Source organism: Paraburkholderia sp. BR10923 (genome assembly GCF_040948765.1).
Classification (GTDB): Bacteria; Pseudomonadota; Gammaproteobacteria; order Burkholderiales; family Burkholderiaceae; genus Paraburkholderia; species Paraburkholderia youngii.
Genome location: NZ_JBFPKO010000018.1, coordinates 101,514 through 127,046, shown reverse-complemented (window position 1 = coordinate 127,046; position 25,533 = coordinate 101,514). Strand labels below are relative to the sequence as shown.

General features: G+C 64.5%; 21 protein-coding genes. 12 read left to right on the top strand and 9 right to left on the bottom strand.

Going from position 1 to position 25,533, the window contains the following annotated elements; translation table 11 throughout:
* The first annotated feature begins 60 nt into the window (after window positions 1-60).
* Entirely contained in the window at window positions 61-507 is a 447-nt protein-coding gene (locus AB3X94_RS28240; RefSeq protein WP_368613311.1) for a hypothetical protein, read from the top strand.
* Here AB3X94_RS28240 and AB3X94_RS28235 read toward each other — a convergent pair.
* Complete coding sequence (locus AB3X94_RS28235; protein WP_368613310.1) at window positions 496-1,746, bottom strand: arsenic transporter; 1,251 nt, start codon at window positions 1,744-1,746, stop codon at window positions 496-498. The genes AB3X94_RS28240 and AB3X94_RS28235 overlap by 12 nt on opposite strands.
* A gap of 262 nt (window positions 1,747-2,008) precedes the next feature.
* Between AB3X94_RS28235 and AB3X94_RS28230 the strand changes: the two genes are divergently transcribed.
* From AB3X94_RS28230 to AB3X94_RS28220, 3 genes are all read left to right on the top strand, one after another.
* The gene (locus AB3X94_RS28230) at window positions 2,009-2,572 is read left to right on the top strand and encodes a cytochrome b (RefSeq protein ID WP_176124808.1); all 564 of its coding nucleotides are present in this window, start codon (window positions 2,009-2,011) and stop codon (window positions 2,570-2,572) included.
* Between the two features lie 116 nt (window positions 2,573-2,688).
* Entirely contained in the window at window positions 2,689-3,264 is a 576-nt protein-coding gene (locus tag AB3X94_RS28225; protein WP_176124806.1) for a YceI family protein, read from the top strand.
* Between the two features lie 48 nt (window positions 3,265-3,312).
* Window positions 3,313-3,894: a YceI family protein gene (locus tag AB3X94_RS28220; protein ID WP_176107812.1), complete on the top strand. Its 582-nt coding sequence runs from the start codon at window positions 3,313-3,315 to the stop codon at window positions 3,892-3,894.
* 32 nt (window positions 3,895-3,926) lie between these two features.
* On the opposite strand, the gene AB3X94_RS28215 is transcribed toward AB3X94_RS28220, so the two are convergent.
* Window positions 3,927-5,507 carry an EAL domain-containing protein gene (locus AB3X94_RS28215; protein WP_368613309.1) on the bottom strand — a complete coding sequence of 527 codons (1,581 nt, stop codon included), beginning with the start codon at window positions 5,505-5,507 and terminating at the stop codon, window positions 3,927-3,929.
* A gap of 277 nt (window positions 5,508-5,784) precedes the next feature.
* Between AB3X94_RS28215 and dinB the strand changes: the two genes are divergently transcribed.
* A complete protein-coding gene (gene dinB / locus AB3X94_RS28210) occupies window positions 5,785-6,951 on the top strand; it encodes a DNA polymerase IV (protein ID WP_368613308.1) in 1,167 nt (388 codons plus the stop codon).
* Here dinB and AB3X94_RS28205 read toward each other — a convergent pair.
* From AB3X94_RS28205 to AB3X94_RS28180, 6 genes are all read right to left on the bottom strand, one after another.
* Window positions 6,918-8,408 carry a heavy metal sensor histidine kinase gene (locus AB3X94_RS28205; protein ID WP_368596719.1) on the bottom strand — a complete coding sequence of 497 codons (1,491 nt, stop codon included), beginning with the start codon at window positions 8,406-8,408 and terminating at the stop codon, window positions 6,918-6,920. The genes dinB and AB3X94_RS28205 overlap by 34 nt on opposite strands.
* Window positions 8,405-9,091: a heavy metal response regulator transcription factor gene (locus tag AB3X94_RS28200; RefSeq protein WP_013091374.1), complete on the bottom strand. Its 687-nt coding sequence runs from the start codon at window positions 9,089-9,091 to the stop codon at window positions 8,405-8,407. The genes AB3X94_RS28205 and AB3X94_RS28200 overlap by 4 nt, the downstream gene beginning before the upstream one ends.
* Before the next feature lie 54 nt (window positions 9,092-9,145).
* On the bottom strand, window positions 9,146-10,711 hold the full coding sequence (locus AB3X94_RS28195) for an efflux transporter outer membrane subunit (protein WP_368613307.1): 1,566 nt from the start codon (window positions 10,709-10,711) through the stop codon (window positions 9,146-9,148).
* On the bottom strand, window positions 10,711-11,937 hold the full coding sequence (locus tag AB3X94_RS28190; protein WP_368613306.1) for an efflux RND transporter periplasmic adaptor subunit: 1,227 nt from the start codon (window positions 11,935-11,937) through the stop codon (window positions 10,711-10,713). Before AB3X94_RS28190 ends, AB3X94_RS28195 begins: the two co-directional genes overlap by 1 nt.
* A gap of 23 nt (window positions 11,938-11,960) precedes the next feature.
* On the bottom strand, window positions 11,961-15,239 hold the full coding sequence (locus AB3X94_RS28185) for an efflux RND transporter permease subunit (protein WP_368613305.1): 3,279 nt from the start codon (window positions 15,237-15,239) through the stop codon (window positions 11,961-11,963).
* A 412-nt stretch (window positions 15,240-15,651) separates the two neighbouring features.
* A complete protein-coding gene (locus tag AB3X94_RS28180) occupies window positions 15,652-16,086 on the bottom strand; it encodes a VOC family protein (RefSeq protein ID WP_176107805.1) in 435 nt (144 codons plus the stop codon).
* Window positions 16,087-16,246: 160 nt separating this feature from the next.
* Here AB3X94_RS28180 and AB3X94_RS28175 point away from each other — a divergent pair, with 160 nt between their 5' ends.
* The 7 genes from AB3X94_RS28175 to AB3X94_RS28145 all read left to right on the top strand — a co-directional run bounded on the left by AB3X94_RS28175 (window position 16,247) and on the right by AB3X94_RS28145 (window position 24,259).
* On the top strand, window positions 16,247-17,122 hold the full coding sequence (locus tag AB3X94_RS28175; RefSeq protein WP_368613304.1) for a LysR family transcriptional regulator: 876 nt from the start codon (window positions 16,247-16,249) through the stop codon (window positions 17,120-17,122).
* A gap of 187 nt (window positions 17,123-17,309) precedes the next feature.
* Window positions 17,310-17,948: a LysE family translocator gene (locus AB3X94_RS28170; protein WP_176107803.1), complete on the top strand. Its 639-nt coding sequence runs from the start codon at window positions 17,310-17,312 to the stop codon at window positions 17,946-17,948.
* A gap of 98 nt (window positions 17,949-18,046) precedes the next feature.
* A complete protein-coding gene (locus tag AB3X94_RS28165; RefSeq protein ID WP_176107802.1) occupies window positions 18,047-18,397 on the top strand; it encodes a hypothetical protein in 351 nt (116 codons plus the stop codon).
* Between the two features lie 306 nt (window positions 18,398-18,703).
* Window positions 18,704-20,338 (top strand): L-lactate permease, encoded by a 1,635-nt coding sequence (locus AB3X94_RS28160; protein WP_176107801.1) that lies wholly within the window; start codon window positions 18,704-18,706, stop codon window positions 20,336-20,338.
* Window positions 20,339-20,348: 10 nt separating this feature from the next.
* A complete protein-coding gene (locus AB3X94_RS28155; RefSeq protein ID WP_013091366.1) occupies window positions 20,349-20,567 on the top strand; it encodes a hypothetical protein in 219 nt (72 codons plus the stop codon).
* Window positions 20,568-20,679: 112 nt separating this feature from the next.
* Window positions 20,680-22,341, top strand: a complete 1,662-nt coding sequence (gene ggt / locus AB3X94_RS28150; protein WP_368613303.1) for a gamma-glutamyltransferase — start codon at window positions 20,680-20,682, stop codon at window positions 22,339-22,341.
* A 109-nt stretch (window positions 22,342-22,450) separates the two neighbouring features.
* A complete protein-coding gene (locus AB3X94_RS28145; protein ID WP_368613302.1) occupies window positions 22,451-24,259 on the top strand; it encodes an SLC13 family permease in 1,809 nt (602 codons plus the stop codon).
* 23 nt (window positions 24,260-24,282) lie between these two features.
* Here AB3X94_RS28145 and AB3X94_RS28140 read toward each other — a convergent pair whose 3' ends face one another.
* The gene (locus AB3X94_RS28140; protein ID WP_368613301.1) at window positions 24,283-25,527 is read right to left on the bottom strand and encodes an NADH-quinone oxidoreductase subunit F; all 1,245 of its coding nucleotides are present in this window, start codon (window positions 25,525-25,527) and stop codon (window positions 24,283-24,285) included.
* Between the last annotated feature and the right edge of the window lie 6 nt (window positions 25,528-25,533).

Sequence of the window (25,533 nt, the reverse complement as noted above, 5' to 3'; positions counted from 1 at the left end):
GCACGCCTGGTGAATTCCCGTTGTCTGGTTGAAAGGTGGAGCGCCGCCAGTAAAGCTTGCATGGACTTTGCCGCTTCTTACCATCGCGCAGCGCGCGAGGCGCGCTCACATGTGGCGCTTTGCGCCGTCACGGCTGATTTTGACTACATAAAGGCGGGATGGAACGGAGCTTGCTGTCCCTTTCAGGTTCGCGCGCCCCTATCCCCACATCTTTCCTGGACCTTTGTGATGAGTTACCAAGATATCGACAGGGAAATTGCCCACCTCGAAGTCGTTTTCAATGCACTTTCAGCGCGCGACCGTTTTCCGCTGTCGTACTGGCATCGCCGGCTGCATGCGTTGAACCGGTCGTCGATGGTGCCCGCGCAACGTCAGCGCGTCGCTCACCTCGAAGCGAGGCTGCGCTCGGTCGGCGCGCAACTGGACCAGCTCGCCGGCGCCGCACGCCGCGGGTCCCGCGCAATCCCGCGGAGCAAGGACCGGTCAGCCGTCCGTTCAGCCCGTTAGAATCCGTGCCCCAAGCGCCAGCACGAGCGCGGGCACCATCACCAGCACACCGACCTTCAGGAATTTCATGAAGCCGACGTCTTCGCCTTCGCGGCGAATCGCGTTGAGCCACAGGATGGTCGCGAGCGAGCCGCTGATCGACAGGTTCGGCCCCAGGTCGACGCCGATCAGGAACGCGTCGATCACGCGCTCGGGGCTCTGCGCCTGCATCACGGTCGAACTCGCGATCAGTCCGGACGGCAGGTTGTTGATCAGATTGCTGAGCGCCGCGATGCTCGTGCCGGCCCACGCGGCCGCTTCCATTTCGTTGTGCTCGGTCGCGCGCCGCAGCGCACCCGCGAACGTGCTGATCACGCCGGTGTGATCGAGCATCTCGACCAGCACGAACAGCCCAGCGACGAGCGGCAGTACATTCCACGAAATTTCGCGGATCATCGGCAGCGGTGATTTGCGTTCCTTGATCAGCACGACGAGCGCGGTCAGCGCGCCGAGGATCGCGGTCGGCATGCCGAGCTGGATGTCGTACGCGGAGACCGTCAGCAGCGCGCCGGCCGTCACCGCGATGCCCGCGAGCGCGACCCGGCCGCTCGCCGACAGCTCGACCGCGTCGAGATTCGCCTCGCAGACGCCAGCCAGCGCGTCGCGTTGCGTCCAGCGCAGCATCACGAAGGTCGCGCCGATCGACAGCACCGACGGCAGCGCGAAGCGCAGCATCCACGGTCCCAGCGGCGGCGTGTGATTGCCGTACAGCACGATGTTGGCCGGATTCGAAATCGGCAGCACGAAGCTCGCCGCATTGGCGACGAACGCGCAGACGAACAGCAGCGGCAGCGGCGGCGTCTTCGCTTTCTTCGCCGCCGCGAACACGGCGGGCGTCAGCACCACGGCGGTGGCGTCGTTGGAAAGAAACGCGGTGATCACCACGCCGAATAGATACACGAGTACGAACAGCTTGCGCGGCGAACTGCGCGCATGATTGACCGCGAGCACAGCGACCCAGTCGAACAGCCCTTCGCGGCGGCCGACTTCGGATAGCAGCATCATGCCGATCAGGAACAGATAGACGTCGGTGCCCTTGCCGATCGCTTCGATCGCCAGATGCCAGGGCAACAGGCCGAGCACGACGAGCAGCACCGCGCCCGCGACGGCCCACACGGCTTCGGGCCATTTGAACGGCCGTGTGATCACACCGGCGGTGGCGGCCGCGGCAATGCCCCAGGAAAGAAAAACGGAATTCACAGCTTAAAGCCCGGATATTGGGTTATGTCGGTGGCTGCGCAAAGCGCGCGCAACCTTGTTGTTCGGGGCCACAAGTTACCACAGCGGTTGCCGCAGCGACCGGTCCACGGCAGTCGGCGTGCCTCGTCACGCGCATGCCTTTCAACACAATTAACGTCAACGAAGAAACAATCTGTTCCCGCGCACCCCCTATTCAGTTTCTATTGGCCTCCCTACTATCCGCATTCCCACGCGGCTTATCGCGAGCAACGGATAGAAAACGATGCAAACACAGGCTTCCGCTCCCACGCGCTACCACGGCGCCGCAATCGCGCTGCACTGGCTGATCGCCGCGCTGATGATCTGCGGCTTCTACATCGGCTGGATCATGACGGATATCCCAGGCTTCACGCCGACGAAGCTCAAATACTTCTCGTGGCACAAATGGATCGGCGTGACCGTGTTCGCGCTCGCGCTGCTGCGCGTGCTGTGGCGCGCGACGCACCGCGCGCCCGCGCTCGATGCCGCAACGCCCGCATGGCAGAAGGCCGCCGCGCATCTGGTGCACGGCCTGCTGTATCTGCTGATGCTCGCGATTCCGCTGTCCGGCTACTTCTACAGCTCGGCGGCTGGCATTCAGGTCGTGTATCTGGGCGTCGTGCCGCTGCCGACCATCATCGGTCCCGATCAGGCGCTGAAGGCCACGCTGCGCACTGTGCACGTGCTGCTCAATTACACGCTGCTCGCACTGGTGCTGATGCACGTGCTCGCGGCGCTCAAGCATCAGTTCGTCGATCGTGACGGCCTGCTCGCGCGCATGGTGCCGTTTCTGAAGACCCATGCATAACGACATGACAGCTTGAAGAAAGGCACAATGCCTGTCGATTGGTTACGACTGGTTGGCAATCAAATTCCTCGCGGTGTGCAATCACGCCGCGAAGCTCGGATAGGATGCGTACCATCATGAAGACACCCTTTTATCTCTCCGCTCATCGCGCGGCGCTCGCTTCTTTCGCGGCGCTTGCGCTCATCGGCGCGAACCTCGCGCACGCCGACGTCGACCTCGCGAAAAGCAGCGTGATCGCGACGACCAAACAGATGAACGTGCCCGTCGACGGCAAGTTCCGGAAGTTCTCCGCGCAGCTGAACTTCGATCCGGCGAAGCCGGCCGCGGGCAGTGCGAACGTGTCGATCGACACCGCGAGCTACGACCTCGGCGCCGACGACTACAACAAGCAGGCGCAAGGCAAGGAATGGTTCGACAGCGGCGCCTTCCCTAGCGCGACCTTCGTGTCGAGCTCGATCGCGCCGGCCGGCGGCAACCAGTACAAGGTGACCGGCAAGCTGACGATCAAGGGCAAATCGCAAACGGTCGTCGTGCCCGTCGTGATCGCGAGCCAGGGCGCCACACAAACCTTCGACGGCTCGCTGCCGATCAAGCGCACGCAGTTCGACGTCGGCACCGGCGAATGGAAAGACACGTCAGTGGTCGCCGACGAAGTCGTCATCAAATTTCATCTGGTCGCGGCAAACAAATAACGTTCAACACAGCAGCACTGCATTACCTTTAGACCCCTGGAGTCCAACTTGAAGAAATCCTTCCTGCTCGCCGCCGGCGCGCTCGCCGCCGCATGCTCGTTCAACGCGATGGCTGCCGCCGAGACCTATCTGCTCGATCCGACGCACACATCGCCGAGCTTCGAGACCGACCACTTCGGCGGCCTGTCGATCTGGCGCGGCAAGTTCCAGAAAGCCAACGGCACCGTCGTGCTCGATCGCGCGGCGAAGACCGGCACGGTCGAGGCGACGATCGATCTGAGCTCGGTCGGCATCGGCAACGACAAGCTCAACGAGGAGCTGGTCGGCGACAAGTTCTTCGACACCGCGAAGTTCCCGACCGCGACCTACAAGGGCACGCAGATCCGCTTCGACGGCGACAAGCCGGTCGAAGTGATCGGCACGCTGACGCTGCACGGCGTGACCAAGCCGGTCAACCTGAAGATCGAATCGTTCAAGTGCATCCAGCACCCGATGCTGAAGCGCGAAGTGTGCGGCACGGAATCGGTCGCGACGTTCAATCGCGACGATTTCGGCATCGACTTCGGCAAGGCGTACGGCTTCAACATGAAAACCACGCTGCATATCCAGGCCGAAGGCATCAAGCAGTAAGCGCATCGCGCCCGGCCAGGCCGGGCGCTGAACTACTGGATCGCGGGCTGCGCCGGCGCATGCGACGCGCGGCGCGCCTCGAGCCATGCGAGCAGTTCCTCGCGACGCATCGCCTTCGCGAACAGCCAGCCCTGGCCATACTGAACGCCCCGGCGCACCAGATACTCGACCTGCTCGCTGCGCTCGATCCCCTCCGCGACGATTTCCACCCCCAATTCGTGCGCCATCTCGATGATATGCGGCGCGACGATGCTCGACGCCGCCTCCTGAGCGATCGTGTCGACGAACGATTTGTCGATCTTCAGCACGTCGATCATAAAGGTTTGCAAATAGGCGAGGCTCGAATAGCCGGTGCCGAAATCGTCGATATAGACCGGGTGGCCGGCGCTTCTGAAGGCCGCGATCGTCTGCCGGGTCACATCGGCGTTCAGAAAACTGCGCTCCGTCGCTTCGATCCTGATCTGCGCGGGACGCAGGCCGGTTCCGGCGAGCCTCGCGGTGATCAGGTTCAGAAAGCGCGGCGTGCGCAGATCCTCGCCGCTGACGTTGACCGACACGTAGAACGACGGCCGCGAACGCAATAGCTCTGCCAGATCTTGCAGCGCTTTATCGAACACGAGGTCGGTCAACGACTGGATCAGGCCATGCTGCTCGGCCAATGCGATGAAGATATTCGGCGAGATATCGCGTCCGTTCAGATTCCATCTGGCCAGCGCTTCGACGCCGACGCATTCGCTGGTCGCGAGATTCACGATCGGTTGATAGACGACGTCGATGGTTTTGTGGGAGATCGCCCATTCGAGCGAGGCCTGGAACGACACCTGCCGCGAGATCCGTTTGAACGCGAACCAGCCGAACGCGGCGCCCATCGCGACGCCGATCGATAGCCACGTCGCCAGCAGCCCGGGCCAGTCCCTGAGCAGGCTGGTGCGCCGGCCTTTGACGACGACACCGAGGGCGCGCGTCTCCGAGCGTGCCACCGCGTAGTTCCATTCATCGCTATCGACGCGCCCCGCCTGCTTCCATGCATGGAGCATCTCGTCGGGGTCCGCGCCGGACGACAGTGCAACGATCGAATTGATCTCCGTGTTGATCGTAGCGATAGCCCTTCCCGCTGGATCCATCACATCGACATATGACTGGGGATCGATCGACACGTATTCGCCGTTGCGCCCGATCTGGATATCCTCGCGCAAGTCGCTGAGCGGATTCTTTTGCTGAAACCAGACCAGGTAGCCGTCGTTGCTGCGCCAGCGCGGCGGCGGCAGTTCGACATCCTGGGTCCGAACCTCGCCCAGAAGAGGCGAGCAAAGATAGCGCCCGTCGCCGTACGCGCCCGCGTCCCGCACGTAGCGGTAGTTGAAGATCACATGGGCAGCCCGTTTCAGGTATTCCGGCGAGCACGGCTCGGCGTGCTCGGCCTGCAGGTCCGCGATCGCGGCAAAGCCCTGATATGTGACCAGTTCCGTGCGCATCATGGCCTTCTCCGCGTAAAGGCTCAGATCTCGCTGCTCGCGGCGGGCGACGTCTTCGTTCGCGATATAGATGCTGATCAGGACCGGCAGCACCGTTGCGGCGCAGCCGAGTGCGATATACGCCGAAATCAGCCACATGCGCTTGATCATCAGTCGAGCCCGGTGGTGGACGGTCGCGGCGAATTCGGCTGCAGCGGTTGCGGCCCCGCCTGGACCCGCCACGCAACCTGCGGATTTCAGTGTGAAGAATAGTTACTGGAGCCGCTTTTGCAACATTGCGTTGAATGCCACGCATGCGGCCAGCCGCGGCGACCCTGACCGGTGGCGCGCCCGGCAAGGTACCATTACGGCCTACCGGCGTCGCGACGCGCGCCGTCACCGCTTTCGTTCATTCCCATCGCCCGCTTCAATTTCCATGAATTCGCCATCCCGCCGCATCGCGCACCTCGATATGGACGCGTTTTACGCGTCCGTCGAACTGCTGCGCTATCCGGAACTGCGCGGCCGCGCGGTGGTGATCGGCGGCGGCCGCAACAGCGCGCCACAACTGCTCGAAGACGGCAGCAAGCGCTTCGCGAAGCTGCGCGATTACGCGGGCCGCGGCGTCGTCACCACCTCGACGTACGAGGCGCGCGCGCTCGGCGTGTTTTCGGCAATGGGCATGATGAAGGCCGCCGCGCTCGCGCCCGACGCGATCCTGCTGCCGACCGACTTCGATTCGTATCGCCACTACTCGCGCCTCTTCAAGGCGGCCGTCAGGACGTTCACGGACCGCATCGAGGATCGCGGCATCGACGAGATCTATATCGACCTGACCGAGCTGCCGGGCGAATCGGCCGACATCGGGCGGCGCATCAAGGAGGCCGTTCATCAGGCCACCGGTCTCACGTGTTCGATCTGCGTCGCGCCGAACAAGCTGCTCGCGAAGATCGGCTCCGAACTCGACAAGCCCGACGGCCTGACGATCCTCACGCCAGCCGACATACCGCTGCGCGTGTGGCCGCTGCCGGTGCGCAAGGTCAACGGCATCGGCCCGAAGGCGGCGGAGAAGCTGAGCGCGCTCGGCCTCGCGACGGTCGGCGATCTGGCCGCCGCCGACGCCGGGCTGTTGCAGGACAATTTCGGGCGCAGCTATTCCGCGTGGCTGATGGAAGTTGCGCAGGGTCACGACGAGCGGCCGGTGGTGGTCGAATCGGAGCCGAAGTCGATCAGCCGCGAGACCACCTTCGAACGCGATCTGCATCCGCGTCACGATCGGCCGGCGTTATCTAACGCGTTTACGGGGCTGTGCGTGCGTGTCGCCGACGATCTCGTGCGCAAGGGCTACGTGGGCCGCACGATCGGCATCAAGCTGCGTTACGACGATTTCCGCACCGTCACACGCGACCTGACGCTCGATGAACCGACCGCCGACGCGACCGAAATCCGCCGCGCGGCGACCGAATGTTTGCGACGCGTGCAGTTGAACCGCAAGCTGCGGCTATTGGGCGTGCGCATCAGCACGCTGAGCTCGGCCAGCGAACAGGCGCTGAAGCCGCGCCTGCCGGTTCAGGCCGACTTGCCTTTCGCGAGCGACGAATAGGATGTATCGGCGGCGACGCCGGCCGCATTCGCATTGGCATTCGCGCTCGCACGCGCGGCCGGTATATCGCCCGAAGTGGACATCACCGACGCCGCCATCGAAAACGAAAACGTGTTGATGCCGTTCGCGCTGTGCGCGGATACGGTGCCACGATGCATCTCGGCGATCGCCTTCACGATCGCGAGTCCGAGCCCGTGGTTTTCGCGGCTATTGGTGCGCGAGACTTCCGCGCGATAGAAACGGTCGAACAGATGTTCGAGGACGTCCGGCGCGATCGGCTCGCCCGGATTCGCCACCGCGACGCGCACCTGGTCGCGCATCGCACCTTCCCCGCGCGCGATCGTCACGCTGATCGTCGCGCCCGGCTCGCAGTGCTGGATCGCGTTCATCAGCAGGTTCGTGCACGCGCGGCCGAACAGCGAGCGGTTCACGCGCGCGAACGCATCGCCCTGCAACTTCGCATGCACGCGCGCCTCTTCGAGCGGAATCTCCAGAAATTCCAGCGTATGCGCGACTTCGGCCGCGAGCGACACCTCGATCAACCCCGTCGCGCGTTCGCCCTGGTCGGCACGCGCGAGGAACAGCATGTCGTTGATGATCGCGCGCATCCGCTCGAATTCTTCGAGGTTCGATTGCAGCGTGTGACGCAGATCGTCGACCGAGCGGTTGCGCGTCAGCGCCACCTCCGTCTGGCCGATCAGGATCGTGACCGGCGTGCGCAGTTCATGCGCGACGTCCGCGTTGAACGATTCGAGGCGGCCGTAGGCGCCGTCGAGCCGTTCGAGCGCACCGTTGAACGAGTTGGCGAGATCGTTCAGTTCGAGCGGCAAGGACGCGGTATTGAGCCGCTGCGAGCGGTTGTTCGGGCTGACCGCGGATGCGTCGCGCGTCAGACGCGTGAGCGGTGCGAGGCCGATGCGCGTGACCGAGTAGCTGAGCAGCAGCACCGCAAGACTGCCGAGCGCGGACAGCGCCGCGAGTGCCGAGCCGAACACGCGCATCGTGCGCAGGTTCGGCGAATAGCTCGCCGCGACCTGCAACTGCACCGCAGGCCGCGCGCCATTGGCCGGCAAGATCACCGTCGAGGTCAGCATGTCGGGGCCGCCGCCCTCCGGCGCGATGCGCGCGTAGCCGCCGGGCCAGCTCTTCGTGACCGTTCCCTGCACCGGCGTGCCGAAGTGGAAGTTCGGCTCCGCGCTCGTCACCGAGTACATGGTGCTGCGGTCGTGCGGCGTCATGTCGGTGAGTTTTTCGCGGGCCATCCGCCATTTTTCTGGCGTCACCGCGTGAGAGACGATGATGCGCGCGATTTGCGTGCGATCGTCGAGCGACTCGCGCAGATGATGTTCGAGCTGCGAGCGCAGCACCAGAAAGAGCCCGCTGCCGACGAGCGTAAACACGAACAGCGCCACCAGCGCGAACATCGACGCAAGGCGGCGGGCAATCGAGCGGTTCATGATGACTCGGCCTCTTCGCGCACTTCGAGCACGTAGCCCATGCCACGCACCGTGTGCAGCAGCTTCGACGGGAATGGGCCGTCGAGTTTCGCGCGCAGCCGCTTGATCGCGGTTTCGACGACGTTCGTGTGGCTGTCGAAATTGACGTCCCATACGAGCTCGGTGATCGCGGTCTTCGACAGAATGTCGCCCTGGCGGCGCGCGAGCACGCTGAGCAGTTGAAACTCTTTCGCGGTCAGGTCGAGGCGCACGCCGTCCCGAGTCGCGCGGCGGCCGATCAGATCGACGAACAGATCGCCGACCGAAATCAGCGTGGACTCCTGCGAACGCGTGCGGCGCGCAAGCGCATGCAGACGCTCGACGAGTTCGAGGAACGAGAACGGTTTGGTCAGGTAATCGTCGGCGCCTTCGCGCAGGCCGCGCACGCGATCGTTCACGTGGTCGCGCGCGGTCAGCATGATGACCGGCGTCGACTTGCGCATGCGCAGCGCCTTCAGCACGCTGAAGCCGTCGCGCTTGGGCAGCATCACGTCGAGGACGATCACGTCGTAATCGAATTCGGTGGCCAGGTGCGTGCCCTCCTCGCCGTCGAGCGCGACGTCGACGACCCAGCCCTGCTCTGTCAAACCGGAGCGCAGGTAGTCCACTACCTTGTGCTCGTCTTCAACAATCAGCAATTTCATCCGCATCCCCGCCACTAATGGCTGTCAACCTTGCATTATACGAACGCCCTCGATTCAGCGCGCAGGAGCCGGTGCATCTTTCCGCTGCGCGCCGCCGGCAGACGCCTGCTGCGGCATCGCCGCAGCGTCGGTTGCATGTGCCTCGTTCGCGGCCATCGCACTGCCTTGCGCGCCGCCATCCCAACCGCCGCCCAGCGCCTTCACCAGCGCCACCGACAGCGTCAACTGCTGCCCATGGATCTGCACATCCGTGCGCTCGCTCGTGAGCAGCGATTCCTGCGCGTCGATCACATTCAGATACGCGACGAGCCCGCCCGAATAACGATCGTTCGCGAGCGACAGCAGCCGCTGCGCATCCTCGACCGCCTCGCGCGACTGCTTCGCTGCGCCATCGAGCACCGACAGTCCGGTGATGCCGTCCTGCACCTCCTGGAACGCGCTCAGCACCGTCTGCCGATAATTCGCCTCGGTCGCCTTGTAGCCCTCGCTCGCAAACTTGACGTTGGCCGCGCGCCGCCCGCCGTCGAAGATCACCTGGCCGACCGCCGCGCCGAGCGTCCACATCAGCGTGGGCGCGCTCAGCAGATTGGCGAACTCGGTGCTCTCCCAGCCGATGCCCGGCGTCAGCGTCAGGCTCGGGAAGAACGCGGCCTTGGCCACGCCGATCTGCGCGTTGGCGGCCGCCATCGCGCGTTCCGCCGATGCGACGTCGGGCCGCCGCTGCAGCACGTCGCTCGGCACGCCGAGCGGCACCGTCGGCGGCTTGATGTCGAGCACCTTCGGCTCGATCGCGAACTGCGGCGCCGGCACCCCGACCAGCGCGGCGATCGCATGCTCGAATTGCGCGCGCTGATTCAGCAGCAGTTGCGCCTGCACGCGCGTCGCATCGAGCTGCGATTTCTGCTGGAGCACGTCGAGGCCCGATACCGAACCGAGATCGTGCTCGGTGTTCACGTAGTCGAGCGCCTTCTGCTGCAGCTTCACCGACTGGTTCAGCACGTCGATCTCGTTGTCGAGCTCGCGCAGCGAGAAGTAGTCGGTGGCGAGATCGGTCGTCAGCACGAGCCGTGCGTTCGCGAGATCGTCCGCCGACTGTTCGGCCGACGCCTGTGCGCCCTCCACCTCACGACGGATGCGGCCGAACAGATCGGTGTCGTAGCTGAGCGTGGGTCCGAGCTGGATGTTGTTCTGTACCGTCGATTGGGTCGGCGTCGCGTAGTTGGTCAGCGGCCGGTCGTGCGAAATGCGAAAGCGCGAGGCCTGGGCCGAGAAATTGACTTCCGGCACGCGCTGCGCGCTGGTGTTCGCGAGTGTCGCCTTGGCCTGCTCGTAGTGCGCGCTCGCCGCGGCGAGCGTCTGGTTCTGCGCGAGCGCCTGGGTTTCGAGCGTCGCGAGCGTCGGATCGGCGAAGCCCGTCCACCAGTCCGGCGCAATCGGCGCATGCGACGGCGCGGCGACGCGCCAGAACGAATCGGTGTGCCATTCGGGCGGCACCTCGGCTTGCGGACGCTGATAGTCGGGACCCACCGTGCAGGCGGCGAGCAAGGCCGCGCCGGCGCAAGCGCCCAGCGCGGTGAACGCGGTGCAGCGTGGGCGCGCCCGGCGGGAAGCCGCGAACATCAAGACGCCTCCTTGCCGTTCTTCGGCAGCGGCTGCACCTGAACATGATCGCCGTCGGCAATCGAGTCGCTCGGATTGATGATGATGCGATCGGTCGGCGAGATACCGCTTTCGATTTCGAGCTGCTGTCCGAGGTCCACCGCGATCACGACCTTGTGCAGGCTCACGTTGCCCTTCGCATCGACGACCGCGAGGCGCGGACCCTCCGCGCGAAACAGCAATGCGTTGCCCGGTACCGTCAGGCGCTCGTGCGCGGCGGCCGGCACCTCGACCTGCACGTAGGCGCCGGGGCGCAGCCTGGCGTCGGGATTCGGCAGCGTCACTTCGATCTGCAACGAACGCGTGGGCACGTCGATCGCGCCTGACATATGCGTGATCGTGCCGTTGAACTGCTGGCCCGGCAGCTCGGCCTGCGTGACCACGACCTTCTGCCCGACCGCGACGTTCTGCGCGTAGGCCTGCGGCAACTGCACATAGACGCGCAACGGGTCCGACTGCGCGAGCGCAAACAGGGCCCGGCTCGTGCCGCTGCCCGCGTCGATCAGATCGCCGACGTCGACGTTGCGCTGCGTGACCACGCCGGCAAACGGCGCGATGATCCGCTTGAACGATTCGAGCTGCTGCAGACGCTTGACGTTCGCATCGGCAGCGGCGAGATTCGCGAGGTCCTGCGTGTAGGTGCTTTGTCGTTCGTCGAGTTCCTGTTGCGACACCGCATCGCGCTGGCGCAGCTGCTGCCAGCGCTCCAGCGAGCTCTTCGCGAGCGCGAGGCTCGAATTGGTCTGCTGACGCTGCGCCAGCGCCTGTGCAAGTTCCTGGTCTATTTCCGGCGTATCGAGCTCGGCAAGCAGTTGCCCCTGCTTCACGCGGGCGCCGATATCGACGTACCAGTGCAGCAGATAGCCGGTCGCGCGCGCATAGATCGGCGATTCGACATAGCCGCGCAACGTGCCCGGCAGCAGCGTGTTGCCGCCGCCGTCGGTCTGCTGTGGCGTGACGACGTTCACGTACTGCGTGGCGTTCTGCTGCGCGGTCGCCGTGACTTCGCGGTTTTGCATCACGTTCGCGATCACCGTGCGCAGCGTGCCTATCGCGAGCAGCACGAACACGATGAGGATCGCGATCTTCGCGTGCCTCCATTCGCGATGGCGCGGCGGCAGCAGGTGCTCCCCCTGTTCGGTTTCCCGCGTGGGGATCGCTAGCGATGCATGAGTTTTTTCGGTCATCTCAGTCAACCATCGTTTAACTTTTACGCGGGCGTCGCCGCACTGCTGTGTTCCGGCGCGGGGCTGTCGCTATGGCCACTGCTTCGACCGCCATCACCGCCTGTTCCACCGCCATTGCCGCCCGTTCCACCGCCATCGCCGCCGTTGTCGCCGCCGCCGTTGCGATGACGGCGCGCAAGCCACGAGTGAATGCCCGCGAACACGAGCGGCACGAAAAACAGCGTCGATACGGTCGCGAACAGCAAGCCGCCGATCACCGCGCGGCCGAGCGGCGCATTCTGCTCGGCGCCCTCGCCGAGACCAAGCGCCATCGGAATCATGCCGATGATCATCGCGAACGCGGTCATCAACACCGGACGGATCCGGCTCGCCCCGGCTTCGAGCGCGGCCGCGAGCGGCGGCGCGCCGGCCGAGAGCCGCTGGCGCGCGAACGCGACCATCAGAATACTGTTCGCGGTCGCGACGCCCATCGTCATGATCGCGCCGGTCAGCGCCGGCACGCTCAAGTGGGTGCCGGTCAGGAACAGCATCCACATGATGCCCGCGAGCGCCGCCGGCAACGCGCTGACGATGATCAGCGGATCGACCCACGACTGGAAGTTCACGACGATCAGCAGATACACGAGCACGATCGCCATCGCGACGCCGATGCCGAGCCCAAAGAACGAACTGCGCATGGTCTGTACCTGGCCGCGCACGGTGATCGTGCTGCCGCGCGGCAGCGTACCGCGCACCTCGTTGACGATCCTGTCGACCTGATTCGCCACGCTGCCCAGATCGCGCTTTTCAACGCTCACAAAAAGATCGATCACCGGCCGGATGTTGTAATGCGTGACTTCCGCGAACTGGCTCTTCGGCGACACCTGCACGAGGTTGCCGAGCAGTTGCGTCGGCCCGTTCATCGTGGCCGACACCGGGGTGCGCAGCAGCTCGTCGATCGACGACACCTGGTACTGCGGCGTTTGCACCTGGACCCTGTATTCGACGCCGTTCCTGTTGTTGACCCAGAAGCCCGGCGACGTCTGCGAGCTGCCCGATAGCGAAACGAGCACGTTCTGCGCGACGTCGTTCGCGGTCAGGTTCAGTTGTTGCAGGCGGGTACGGTCCATGTTCAGACCGAGCACCGGTTCGTCGAGCTTTTGCTGGATATGCGTGTCGACGGTGCCGGGAATCAAGCGCACCTGCTTCAACAGCTTGCGCGCGACATCGAGGTTGCCCTGCTGATTCGCGCCGGCAATCTGCACGTCCACCGCGGCGGGCAGGCCGAAGTTCAGGATCTGCGTGACGATATCGGCGGGCTGAAAGAAGAACTCGACGCCCGGGAAACGCTGCGGCAGGATCGTGCGCAGCTTGTCCATGTAGATCTGCGACGGCTCGTGGCCTTCGTTCAACGCGATCTGGATCTCGCCGTCGAGCGTGCCCATCGTGCCCGCATTGCTGTACGACAGGTTGATGCCGCTATACGGCAGGCCGAGGTTGTCGAGAATCGTGCCCAACTCTTTGGGCGGCACGACTTCGCGGATCACCTTCTCGACCTCGTCGGCCAGCCGCGCGGTTTCCTCGATCCGCGTGCCGGTCGGCGCGCGCATGTGCAGACGGATGTCGCCCGCGTCGACGCTCGGGAAGAAGTCTTCGCCGAGCGCAAAAAACAGACCCATCGACAGCACGCAGAAACCGAGGAACAGCGTGCCGAACATCTTGCGGCGCACGAGCAGGCTGCTCAGGATCATGATGTAGGCCGCGCGCATGCGCTCGAAGCCGGCGTCGAAGCGGTGATACAGACGCGTGAACAGACCCGGCTTCGCGCCCGCCTTCGGCTTGTGCGCGTGGCCCATCAGCAGCATCGCGAGCGTCGGCACCAGCGTACGCGACAGGATGTACGACGCGAGCATCGCGAACACCACCGCTTCCGCGAGCGGCACGAACAGATAGCGCGCGACGCCGGTCAGGAAGAACATCGGCACGAACACGATACAGATACACAGCGTCGACACCAGCGCCGGCACCGCGATTTCGCCGGCGCCGTCGAGAATCGCGTCGTGCAGATTGGTGCCCATGTGCAGGTGCCGCTCGATGTTCTCGATCGTCACGGTCGCGTCGTCCACCAGGATACCGACCGCGAGCGCGAGGCCGCCCAGCGTCATGATGTTGATGGTCTGCCCGAGCGCGTGCAGCACGATCAGCGACGACAGGATGGACAGCGGAATCGAGATCGCGATGATGCAGGTGCTGCGCCAGTTGCCGAGGAACAGCAGGATCATCGCGGCGGTCAGCGCGGCCGCGACCAGCGCCTCGCGCACCACGCCCTGCACCGCCGCCTTCACGAACACCGACTGGTCGAACAGCGCGGTGATCTGCAGATCCGGCGGCAGCGCGGCGCGCGCGGCCGGTAACAGGCCTTTCAACGTATCGACGATCGACAGTGTCGACGCGTTGCCGTTCTTCAGCACCGACATCAGCACGCCGCGATGGCCGTTCTGCCGCACGATGTTGGTCTGGGGCGAGTAGCCGTCGCGCACATGCGCGACTTCACGCAGATAGGTCGTCGCGCCGTTGACGGTACGCACCGGAATATCGTTGAGGCCTTCCAGCGTCGGCGGCGAACCGTTCATGTCGATCGTGTATTCCTTCGGCCCGATCTTGGCCGTGCCGGTGGGCAGAATCAGGTTTTGCGCGTTGAACGCGTTAACCACATCGGCCGGCGTCAGGCCCTTGGCCAGCATCGCGCGCGTATCGAGGTCGACCGAGATCAGCCGCGATTTGCCGCCATACGGGTACGGCACGGCCGCGCCCGGAATCGTCACGAGTTGCGGACGCAGGAAGTTCAGCGCGGTGTCGTTCAGGTCCTGCTCCGAGAGCTTCGGACTCGACAGACCGAGTTGGATCACCGGAATACTGGAAGCCGAGTAGCTGATGACGAGCGGCGCGGTGGCGCCCGGCGGCATCTGCTTCAACTGCGCCTGCTCGACGGCGACCGTCTGCGCGATGGCCGTCTGGATGTTCGCGTTCGGCTGCAGAAACACCTTCAGGATCGCGATGCCGGGCAGCGACTGCGATTCGATATGTTCGATGTCGTTGACCGTCGTGGTCAGACTCCGCTCGTTGACCGACGTGATGCGGGTGGCCATGTCCTCGGCCGACAGCCCGGTGTACGTCCAGATGATGCTGACGACCGGAATGTTGATTTCCGGCAGCACGTCGACGGGCGTGGTGAACAGCACGAAGGGCGTCGCCAGCACGATCAGAATCGCCATCACGATGAACGTGTATGGCCGCTTAAGCGCTACGTTGACGATCCACATTGAAACGGGCCAGAGAAAATGCGGGTGGAGGGAGGGATTGAATCTCCGCTTATGCTAGATCGGTAGCACCAACGCCTGCATGGCGCGAGAATGGCGAAATTGTCAGGAAGCTTGTTGAAAGCAAATGCGCCATTTTTGAAGGCGAAAAGCAATTGCCGGATTTGCAGCTAATTAGGCGCCAGGCAAACGTTTGTTGAATAAATTTACGCGCAGTTAATGGAACGTTTGCTGATTCACCGCAGGGCCGTCGTTCGAAATATTGTGAAACATGCTTTCAGTTTTATTCGCAACACGAGTCGATTTTGCTTCGCGCGGTCATTCCCCTTCAACGAAAAAGGCCGGTCAAACCTGAATGGTCGACCGGCCTTCTCATTTGCAGCTATCCGTGTGCCGGCGTCAACGCCAGCGACGCTTATTTGGCGAACAGTGACGACATATCGGCGAACGCCTTGAACTCGAGCGCATTGCCCGACGGATCGAGGAAGAACATCGTCGCCTGCTCGCCGACCTCGCCCTTGAAGCGCACATGCGGTTCGATGATGAATTCGACGCCGGCCTTCTGCAGTTTATCCGCGGCGGCCTGCCATTGCTCCATCGACAGCACCGCGCCGAAGTGGCGCACCGGCACCGCGTCGCCATCCACGGCACTGGTATGACGGTGACCGACTTCATCCGGCGCCAGATGCGCGACGATCTGATGACCGTAGAAATTGAAATCGACCCACGCGTCCGAGCTGCGCCCTTCCGGGCAGCCGAGCAATTCGCCGTAAAACTCGCGCGCGGCGGCGAGGCTGTGAACAGGAAACGCCAGGTGGAACGGCGGCAAAGCGGTTTCGGCAACGCTCATGATAGGAAGACCCGCTGGGTGGGTGTGAGGATTGGGTTACGACTGGCACGACTCGCACGGCAGGGAATCGGCTCAGATGAGGCAAAGTCTAACCATGAATAAAAATGTTGAGAAACGATATATATTTGACCTGACCATCACCAAAATCGATTGATCGATCATGCTCAGCGAGTTGAAAACCTTCATCGCCGTCAGCCAGTACGGCACGTTTTCCGGCGCGGGCGCGCGCATCGGGCTCACGCAATCGGCGGTCAGCGCGCAGATGCAGCGGCTCGAGCAGGAACTCGGCTTCCCGCTGTTCGACCGCACCGGCCGCTCGGCGACGCTCAACGAGGCGGGCCGCGAAACGCTCGCGCTCGCCGAGGAAATGATGACGCTCTACGCGCGGCTCTCCGAGCGCAGCGGCGGCGCCGCCGAAAGCGGCATGCTGCGGGTCGGCGCGATCGCGTCCGCGCAGGTGGCGCTGCTGGCCGACGCGCTCGCGCGCTTTCGCGTCGACCGTCCCGGCTGGCGGATTCGCGCGGTGCCGGGCGTGTCGCTGGGGCTGCTCGGCCAGGTCGATTCGGGCGAGCTCGATCTGGCCGTCATCATCAAGCCGCCGTTCGCGCTGCCGTCGGAGCTCGAATGGCGCACGCTCGTCGCCGAACCGTTCGTGCTGCTCGCGCCGAAAAAGCTCGTGCGCGGCGGCCGCTCGTGGCGTGAACTGCTGCGCAGAGAGCCGTTCATCCGCTACGACCGCGCGTCGTTCGGCGGGCGGCTAGTCGATCGTTTTCTGCGGCGCGCGCGCCTTGGGGTGCGCGATGCGGTCGAGCTCGACGAGTTGCAGGCGATCGTGCAACTGGTCGCGCGCGGCATGGGTGTCGCGCTGATTCCGAATACGGCCGGGCTCGGCAAATGGCCGGCGGGCGTCGTCGCACTCGAACTCGGCGATGCGACTTTCGAGCGTGAGATCGGACTCGTGCTGCGGCCGCGGCACAGTCGGCCGGTTGTCGCCGATGCGTTGGCGGAGTGTATTGCGAGCGCGGCGCACGGTTGAGCGCTTGGCGCACCGCGTTCAACGCACGTTCGATTCGGCTTCGAATCGAGTGTGCTGCCATACGTACGCGCAACTGTATCTGTGAGCGGCGCGCGACGGCGCGCAGAATCGTTGCTTCATTCAACCGGCCGTGTGGTGCGTTGCATGGCATTGCCGAACACGCACCCCGCCCTTACATCTACCCGCCATGATCGCCAGCCCTGTGCTCACCGCCGATGTCCTGATCGCCTACAGCGCCTATTTCGTCGGCACCGCGAGCCCTGGGCCGAGCAATCTCGCGATCATGTCGCTCGCGATGAGCGCGGGCCGGCGCGCGGCATTGGCGTTCGCGCTCGGGGTGGTATCGGGCTCGTTCTCATGGGCGCTGCTCGCGTCGCTCGGGCTGTCGGCGGTGCTCGCCACCTACTCGGAATGCCTCGTGGCGATCCGGATCGCGGGCGGGCTGTATCTGCTGTGGCTCGGCTTCAAGTCCGCGCGCTCGGCGTTGAGCGCCGGCAAGCCGGCCGCGAGCGCGGCGCGCGTCGACGAACCGCTCGGGCGGCTCTATCTGCGCGGCCTTTTGCTGCATCTGACCAATCCCAAGGCGGTGCTCGTGTGGCTGTCGATCGTGTCGCTCGCGATGTCGCCGGTACACGGCGCCGCGCACGTGATGCCGGTCGTGCTTGGCTGCATGGTGATCGGCGCGACGGTGTTCAGCAGCTACGCGATGCTGTTTTCGACGGCGTCCGCGCGGCGCGTCTATACGGCGATCCGGCGCTGGCTCGACGGCTCGCTCGCGGTGATGTTCGGGATTGCCGGGATCAAGCTGCTGACGTCGAAGAACTAGATGGGTTGAGCGCGTCCGCCTGGCCCCAGGCTGCGCTCTGCGATACTGGCGGTTCGGCTCCATCATTGACGGCTGCCAAGGCGCCCACCCACGAAACGATGAACGGCAACGATCACGACGCACCTTCCTCCACTCATCGCTCGCCGCTGCAGAAGCGGCTCTATTTCACCGGCGCGGCGATCCTCGTCGTCAGTCTGATCGCCGCGCTGCTCATTTACGTCAGCGTGCCGCCGCCGGATAACGCGGTCGCGATGTACAGCATGGTCGATCCGCGCTATCAGATCGAGCTACAGCAAATCGGCGGCAATGCGGCGGTGCTGATGGCGCAGTTGCATCAATGGTTCGATAGCTTGTGGCATGGCTCCAGGCTTGCCTATACGGTCGCGGTACTGGGCGCTGCGCTTGCGGCCGGCTGTTTCTTCATCGGTCATTTTTTCGCGGACGAGTGAGTGTCCCGGTGCCCGCATCCATTCCCGTCATCGATTTGCGCGCGCTGATTCGATCGCGCGCCAATTTTTTCAAAAGGCGTTCGCCACGCCGATTTAAAAACGTTAATTATCGTTTATTCAAATCCGCACATCGCCTTTGCAGACGAAAACCCGCCGCGCTAAAACATCAATTTCCGCAGCGCAATAAAATCCCCGTTTCCGCTCCTAGCTTGCGGCATTAAGAAAACGAACTATTATTAGCTCGGGCCATACAGAAAAGTGCCCCCTCACAGCATTCGAGGCGTATCAACTGCGAGAGGGAGAGCGATGAATGACATAACCCTTCCAGTCGATCTAATTCACTGGATTCTGGCAACACTTTCCATCATTGCCTTGCTTGTCTTTCTCGTGCCACTGCGTTGGCGGGCGCCCGAGGCGGGCCCTGGCGCAATGTTCGTCGCCGGCCTGATTGCCGTACTCGCATTCCGCACTCCGATCACGACTTTGGCTGTCGCGAGTGGCAAAGGCGTATGGGACGCCATATTCATTCTCTATGTAATGTGGCCGGCGCTTCTGCTTTATCAGATCACCAAACAGGCCGGTGGCTACGACGCACTTCGACACGGCATTTCCCGTTTCAGCCGAAATGACTTATTCGTCATTCTCGGGCTCGGCTGGGTGTTTTCATCTTTTCTTCAAGGCATTGCGGGTTTCGGCGCGCCGATTGCTGTCGTCGCCCCCCTTTTGCTCGCGATCGGTGTGAGACCGGTCCATGCCGCCACCATCTCGATCATCGCGCACGCATGGGCACGCTTCTTCGGCACACTCGGTGTCGGCTGGCTCGCAACGTTGCAGGTGGCCGACATCCAGGACGTGGGACGCGCCGCTTTCGAATCGTGCCTGCTGCTGCTCATTCCGACGTACTTCGGCGGCCTGCTGATTGTGTGGTTATACGGGCGCTGGGCAGCGGTGCGTCACGGATGGCCGCTGGTCCTGATCCTCGGCACGATCCTCGGCTTCGGCCAGTTGATCTTCGCGTTCCTGAGCCCTGAACTGTCGACGTTCCTCGCCGCAACCGTTGCGATGGTCGCCCTGTATCCGCTTTCGCGCTGGCGTCGGTTCAGGGAGCCGGTTCCCGCCGCCGAAGTCCCGGATCGCCCCGCGATGGACCCGGCCGCCGTCGGCATGCAGACCGAAACCGAAGAGCCGGTGATGAGTCTTGGCATGGCATTCCTGCCCTATGTCGTGCTGACGGTCGTTACCTTGGGCATTCTGCTGATTGGCCCATTGAACGATGCGATGCGGCAATTCCGCATCGGCCTGCCGTTTCCCGAAGTGACCACGGGCTTTGGCGTGCGAAACGCGGCCGTCGAGCGTTACGCGCCGTTCTCGCCGTTCACCCACCCGGGGACGATGCTGCTGATCTCCGCGATCGTCGTGTGGATCGTGTACCGCGTGAACGGCTTCTACGGCGCGTGGCAATCGCGGCATGGCGGCGAGAATCTGGGGCGCTCGCTGATCGTCGACGGCGTGCCCGCATCGCTGCCGGTCATCGCTTTCCTCGTTACGAGCCGGGTGCTCGACCATAGCGGCCAGACCCAGGTGCTCGCGCACGGTATCGCCGATGTGTCGCCGCCGCTCGTCTATGCGGGCATCGCGAGCGTGATCGGCGCGTTGGGCGCCTTCATGACGTCGAGCAGCACCGCGTCGAACGTGCTGTTCGGCGGCTTGCAGAGCGACGTCGCGCAACTTCATTCGCTGCCGACCGAAGCGATCATCGCCGCGCAGGCCGCCGGCAGTGCGTATGGCAACGCGATCGGCCCGGCGAACATCGTGCTGGGCACCAGCATCTCCGGCATCAAGGGCCAGGAGGGCGCGGTGATGAAGCTGGCCCTTCCGTGGACGGTCATCGTCGCCATCCTGACCGGCATCGGCACGATCCTCCTCGTGATATTCGCGTGAGGTAACCCGTATGGACAAGCTCGTTGCGGAAACCCTGGCGCTGCTCCTGATGTTCGCGGGCTTTCCGCTCACCAGCAGGGGTTCGGTCACCGGCAACATGCTGCTGTTGGGGCTGGGGCTGCTCTGCGTGATCGCCGGTGGAGCATTGCCGATCATCACGCGGTTCATGGATCACTCCAACGACAAAGTCAGAGACGCGGGCGTCGAGTTCGACGATCGGGCTTCCTGATCGAAGCGGCGCGCGCGTTCCTTCGCCGCAGTTGCTTTGCCGTCGCACACTCCCGGCAAGCATCAGGCGCCTGGGCCATTGCGGCGGCTCATCCTCAGGGGAGCTTTTCACCATGAGTCATCCTAATGGGCCTCGTACCGGTCGCCCACCCACGCGCGCACCGCATGGCATGGTCGCCACACCGCACTATCTGGCCAGTCAGGCCGGTGTCGAGATGCTGCAACGCGGTGGAACTGCGGTCGATGCCGCGATTGCCGCGAACGCGGTGCTGTGCGTCGCCTATCCGCACATGGCCGGGCTCGGCGGCGACGGCTTCTGGCTGATCGCCGACGGCAACAGCGATCAGATTCACGCGATCAACGCGAGCGGACCGGCGGCGCAAGGCGCGACACTAGCCCACTATCGCGGCATCGCCATCGACAACGAAATCGCGGCGCGCGGCCCGCAGGCGGTGCTGACCGTGCCGGGCGCGATCGACGGCTGGCGTCTCGCTCACGAGCGCTTCGGGCGCCTGAACTGGGCGGAACTGTTTGCGGCGGCAATCGGCTATGCGCGCGACGGCGTGCCGGTCTCCCGCTCGCTCGCGGACTGGACCGTGCAGGACGTGCCGATCCTCACGCGCTACCCGGAAACGGCCGCGATCTTCATGCCGGGCGGCCGCGTGCCCGCCGACGGCGAGAAGCTCGTGCAAACCGCGCTGTCGCAATCGTTGCAGCAACTCGCCGATCAGGGCCCGCGCGCCGGCTTCTACGAAGGCGATCTCGCGGCGCGTATCTGCGACGGCGTCGGCGCCGCCGGCTCGCCGCTGCAACCGGTCGACTTCGCCGCGTACCGTGCGGAATGGGTCACGCCGATCAGCACGACGTATCGCGGTCATACGGTCTACGAGCTACCGCCCAACACGCAGGGCTTCACGCCTTTGCAGATCCTGAACCTGATCGAAGGCTACGACGTGACCGCGTGGGGCGAAGGCACCGCGGACTACTATCACCACCTGGCCGAGGCGGTGAAGATCGCGTTCGCGGATCGCGAAGAGTGGTTGACGGACCCGCGCTTCGTCACGATTCCGGTCGACCAGTTGATCACGAAGGCCTACTGCGACGAACGCCGCAAGCTGCTCGACCCCGAACGCGCGCTCGACGTCTCGACGGTCCCGCCCGGCATCGCCTATCAGTACCCGCACGACCGCCGCGCGCCGGACGGCGACACCTGCTACTTCTGCGCGGCCGACAAGGACGGCATGGTGGTGTCGCTGATCCAGTCCATCTATCACGACTTCGGCAGCGGCGTGCTCGGCGGGGACACCGGCATCATCATGCAGAACCGCGGCGCGTTTTTCTCGCTCGACGAACACCACCCGAACTGCCTTCAACCGGGCAAGCGCACTTTCCACACGCTGATTCCCGCACTGATGACCCGCGACGGCAAGCCTTGCCTCGCGTTCGGCTCGATGGGCGGCGAAGGTCAGCCGCAAACCCAGGCCGCGCTCGTCACCCGCATCGTCGACTTCGGCTACGACGTGCAGCAGGCGATCGAGGCGCCGCGCTGGCTGATGGGCCGCACGTGGGGTACCAAGTCGCGCAACATGTCGCTCGAGGGGCGCATCTCCGACGAGGTCGTGCGCGAATTGAAGCGCCGCGGCCAGCCGGTGCAGATGGTCACCGACTGGAACGACAACATGGGACATGCGCACGCGATCGGTGTCGACCGCGAACAGGGCTTTTACGAAGGCGGCGCCGATCCGCGCGGCGACGGTGCCGCGCTCGGGTATTGAGGAGCGGCACCGGCTCCCGCATTGGCCGGCAGGCGAGGCTGCCGCGCTCTCGCACCGGGCGCGAAACAGCCGGCCGCGACGCGCAGCTCCATACGACGGGAAAAAACAGATGAACCCGATGATCGTGACCTCGATGGTCCTCGCCGTGACGATGGCGCTGTTCATCTGGAACAAGGTGCCGGCCGCCGTCGTCGCGGTGATGTCGCTGATCGCGCTGTACCTGACCGGCGTGCTGACGATGCGCGAGGCGTTGAGCGGCTTCGGCGATCCGCTGATCGTGTTCATCGCGGCGCTGCTCGGCATCGGCATCGGCCTCGAAACGACCGGTGTCGGCACATGGGCGGGACAGTGGCTGATTCGCCATTCGGGCAGCAGCCGCAAGCGACTGATCGCGTCGCTGCTGATCCTGTCCGCGGTATCCACTGCGCTGATCGGCATGAACGGCGCCGTCGTCGCAATGCTGCCGATCGCGGTCATCATCTGCGTGCAGACGCAGCTCGCGCCGTCGCAGCTGATGATGCCCGTGTCGATCGCGTGCCTGACCGGCGCGAAGCTCACGTTGCTCGGCAGTCCGGTCAACGTGATCGCATCGAGCGCGGCCGATACGCTCGGTGGCGCGCCGATCCGCTTCTTCGAATGGTCGGTCGTGGGTCTGCCGCTGTTCGCCGGCACCCTTGCGATCATTCTGATACTCGGCCCGCTGTTGTTGCCCAGGCGCAGCTCGAATTCGCTGCCGGCCGATTTCAGCCAGCACGCGCACACGCTGGTCGAGCAATACCGGCTCGCGGACGGCGTGTTCCGGCTGCGCGTGCGCGCGGGCTCGCCGTTGATCGGCAAGACGCTCGACGGCATCGATCTGTCGCCATACCCCGGCGTCAGCGTGCTCGGCCTGACCGACGATGAAGGCGCCGAACTCGCGCAGAAAGAAGCGAGCGAGGGCCATCACCTGCTGGTGCGCGGCGACGCGCAAGGCGTCGCCCGGCTCGCGAACGACTTGCATCTCGCGATTCGCGAGCCGCTCGCCGAAGCGCAGGCGGTCACGAATGCGCTGTTCAATCGCTCTTCGGGTCTCGCCGAAGTCGTGATACCACCGCGCTCGGGGCTGATCGGACAAACCGTGTTTCCGGGCATGGCGACGCACGAAGGCGATCTGATCGTGCTCGCGATACAGCGCGGCGGCAACAACGTGCCCGAGCCGTCGACCACGCTGCTCGCGGGCGACCATCTGCTGTTCAGGGGAACATGGGAAGCGCTCGACAAGCACTTCTCCGACCCGCAGATACTGATGGTCGATTCTCCGCAGATGGTACGGCGCCAGACCATCGCACTGAGTCGTGGCGCGCGCGAGGCGCTCGTGATCCTCGCGGTGCTGGTCATCCTGCTCGCGACGAACGCGGTACCGCCCGCGGTGGCGACGCTGATTTGCGTGACCGCGATGGTATTGACGCGCGTGATCACACTGAACCAGCTGTACACGATCGACTGGAATACCTGCGTGCTGGTCGGTGCGCTGATTCCTCTCGCCACCGCGATGTCGAACACCGGACTCGCGTATCAGATCGGTGATTACGTGATCCAGGCGGTCGGCTCGGGCGGTCCGCGCGCGGTGCTGGCGGGACTCTTCTGCGTGGCCGCGGTGCTGACCCAGGTGATCTCGAACAACTCGGCGGCGCTCGTGACGGTGCCGATCGCGGTCGCCACCTCGCAGGAACTCGGCGTGTCGGCGACGCCGTTCCTGGTCGCTGTCGCGCTCGGTGCGGGCGCGGCGCACATGACGCCGATGAGCACGCCGGTCAACCTCGTCACGTACGGCCCGGGCGCGTATGAGTTCGGCGACTACTGGAAGATCGGCCTGCTGATCGTGTTGTGGTCGATGGCGGTGGTCGTGTTCATTGCGCCGTTGTATTGGCCGTTCTAGCCGCGCTATCGGCCGCCCTGCCCCTACGCCATCAACAGCGCTTCATATTCCGCGCGGAACTGATCGATGGAACTCTCCACCACCGTCACCGCGCCATCGATCAAACCGCAACGCCCGCTGCCGGGAAGAACGCGGCACAGATTCTCCAGTGCATCCAGATCGGCACGCACGCCGCGGCCCGTGTCGAGCCGGTTCAGAAGCCGCATCATCTGAAACGTTCCGCCCTTGCAAGGCGGGCACTGCCCGCACGAACCCTGGGCGAAGAAGCTCACGTAGTCCGCGACCTTGCGCACGATGCTGGTGCCTTCCGACACTACGATCATCGCGCCCGTCCCCAGACGCGAACGGCGTTGACGCACCGAATCGAAGTCCAGTGCCACGTCGAGATCGCGCTTGGTCAGCAGCGTGTTCGATGGGCCGCCCGTGAAGACCGCCTTGAACTCCTTGCCCTGCAACATGCCGCCGCCGTGCTGGAACACCAGCGTCTCGAGGCTCGTGCCCATTGGCAGTTCGTACAGGCCGGGACGCAGCACGTCGCCGGAAAGAGAATAGAGCTTGGTTCCGGCCGCGCTCCCCGCTCCGAGCTCGCGGTACCACTGCGCGCCGTGACGCAGAATCCCTGGCACGTGGGCCAGCGTCTCGACGTTGTTGACGATGGTCGGCGCGCCGTGCACGCCCTGCTCGGCCGGGAAAGGCGGTTTGCGCCGAGGAAACGGAAAGCCGCCTTCGACGCTCGCGATCACCGCCGTTTCCTCTCCGCCGATGTACAACCCCGAACTAGGCACGACGCCAAGCGACACGGGTGCGCCGATCCAACGCTCGACAGCGGCGAATTGCGGGTGCCCCGACCACTCCTTGACCGCCTCGCGAGTCGCGGTGAGCGAGCCCGTCTGATGCGGATTCACGTACAAGACGACATGGTTGGCCCGCGTCGCCACCGCGGCGATCAGCGCGCCCTCGATCACCTGATGCGGTGTGTGTTCGAGCAGAAAGCGATCCTTGAAGGTGCCCGGTTCGTCTTCGTTGCCATTGCAAACGACGTACTTGTCGCCGTCAGGGGCGGCCGCAACCGGCGCCCATTTTCGATGCGTGGGGAAGCCAGCGCCGCCCATGCCACGCAAGTCGGCCCGGGCGAGCTCGGCGATGATCGCCTCTGGGTCGTCCAGCGCTTTGGCGAGTCCCTCGCCGCCGCCGCGCGCGAACCATGCATCGAGGTCGGCGCCGACACGGAAATCGTCCCTCATCAAGCACTGATTCAGCGTTTGCATCGCGTG

Coding starts and splice junctions, on each gene's coding strand:
- dinB (WP_368613308.1), top strand. CDS start 5,785: ATGAATTCGCCATCCCGCCGCATCGCGCACCTCGATATGGACGCGTTT.
- AB3X94_RS28155 (WP_013091366.1), top strand. CDS start 20,349: ATGGACAAGCTCGTTGCGGAAACCCTGGCGCTGCTCCTGATGTTCGCG.
- AB3X94_RS28185 (WP_368613305.1), bottom strand. CDS start 15,239: ATGTGGATCGTCAACGTAGCGCTTAAGCGGCCATACACGTTCATCGTG.
- AB3X94_RS28160 (WP_176107801.1), top strand. CDS start 18,704: ATGAATGACATAACCCTTCCAGTCGATCTAATTCACTGGATTCTGGCA.
- AB3X94_RS28230 (WP_176124808.1), top strand. CDS start 2,009: ATGCAAACACAGGCTTCCGCTCCCACGCGCTACCACGGCGCCGCAATC.
- AB3X94_RS28205 (WP_368596719.1), bottom strand. CDS start 8,408: ATGAACCGCTCGATTGCCCGCCGCCTTGCGTCGATGTTCGCGCTGGTG.
- AB3X94_RS28165 (WP_176107802.1), top strand. CDS start 18,047: ATGAACGGCAACGATCACGACGCACCTTCCTCCACTCATCGCTCGCCG.
- AB3X94_RS28240 (WP_368613311.1), top strand. CDS start 61: ATGGACTTTGCCGCTTCTTACCATCGCGCAGCGCGCGAGGCGCGCTCA.
- AB3X94_RS28180 (WP_176107805.1), bottom strand. CDS start 16,086: ATGAGCGTTGCCGAAACCGCTTTGCCGCCGTTCCACCTGGCGTTTCCT.
- AB3X94_RS28215 (WP_368613309.1), bottom strand. CDS start 5,507: ATGTGGCTGATTTCGGCGTATATCGCACTCGGCTGCGCCGCAACGGTG.
- AB3X94_RS28145 (WP_368613302.1), top strand. CDS start 22,451: ATGAACCCGATGATCGTGACCTCGATGGTCCTCGCCGTGACGATGGCG.
- AB3X94_RS28225 (WP_176124806.1), top strand. CDS start 2,689: ATGAAGACACCCTTTTATCTCTCCGCTCATCGCGCGGCGCTCGCTTCT.
- AB3X94_RS28140 (WP_368613301.1), bottom strand. CDS start 25,527: ATGCAAACGCTGAATCAGTGCTTGATGAGGGACGATTTCCGTGTCGGC.
- AB3X94_RS28195 (WP_368613307.1), bottom strand. CDS start 10,711: ATGTTCGCGGCTTCCCGCCGGGCGCGCCCACGCTGCACCGCGTTCACC.
- AB3X94_RS28175 (WP_368613304.1), top strand. CDS start 16,247: ATGCTCAGCGAGTTGAAAACCTTCATCGCCGTCAGCCAGTACGGCACG.
- AB3X94_RS28190 (WP_368613306.1), bottom strand. CDS start 11,937: ATGACCGAAAAAACTCATGCATCGCTAGCGATCCCCACGCGGGAAACC.
- AB3X94_RS28200 (WP_013091374.1), bottom strand. CDS start 9,091: ATGAAATTGCTGATTGTTGAAGACGAGCACAAGGTAGTGGACTACCTG.
- ggt (WP_368613303.1), top strand. CDS start 20,680: ATGAGTCATCCTAATGGGCCTCGTACCGGTCGCCCACCCACGCGCGCA.
- AB3X94_RS28170 (WP_176107803.1), top strand. CDS start 17,310: ATGATCGCCAGCCCTGTGCTCACCGCCGATGTCCTGATCGCCTACAGC.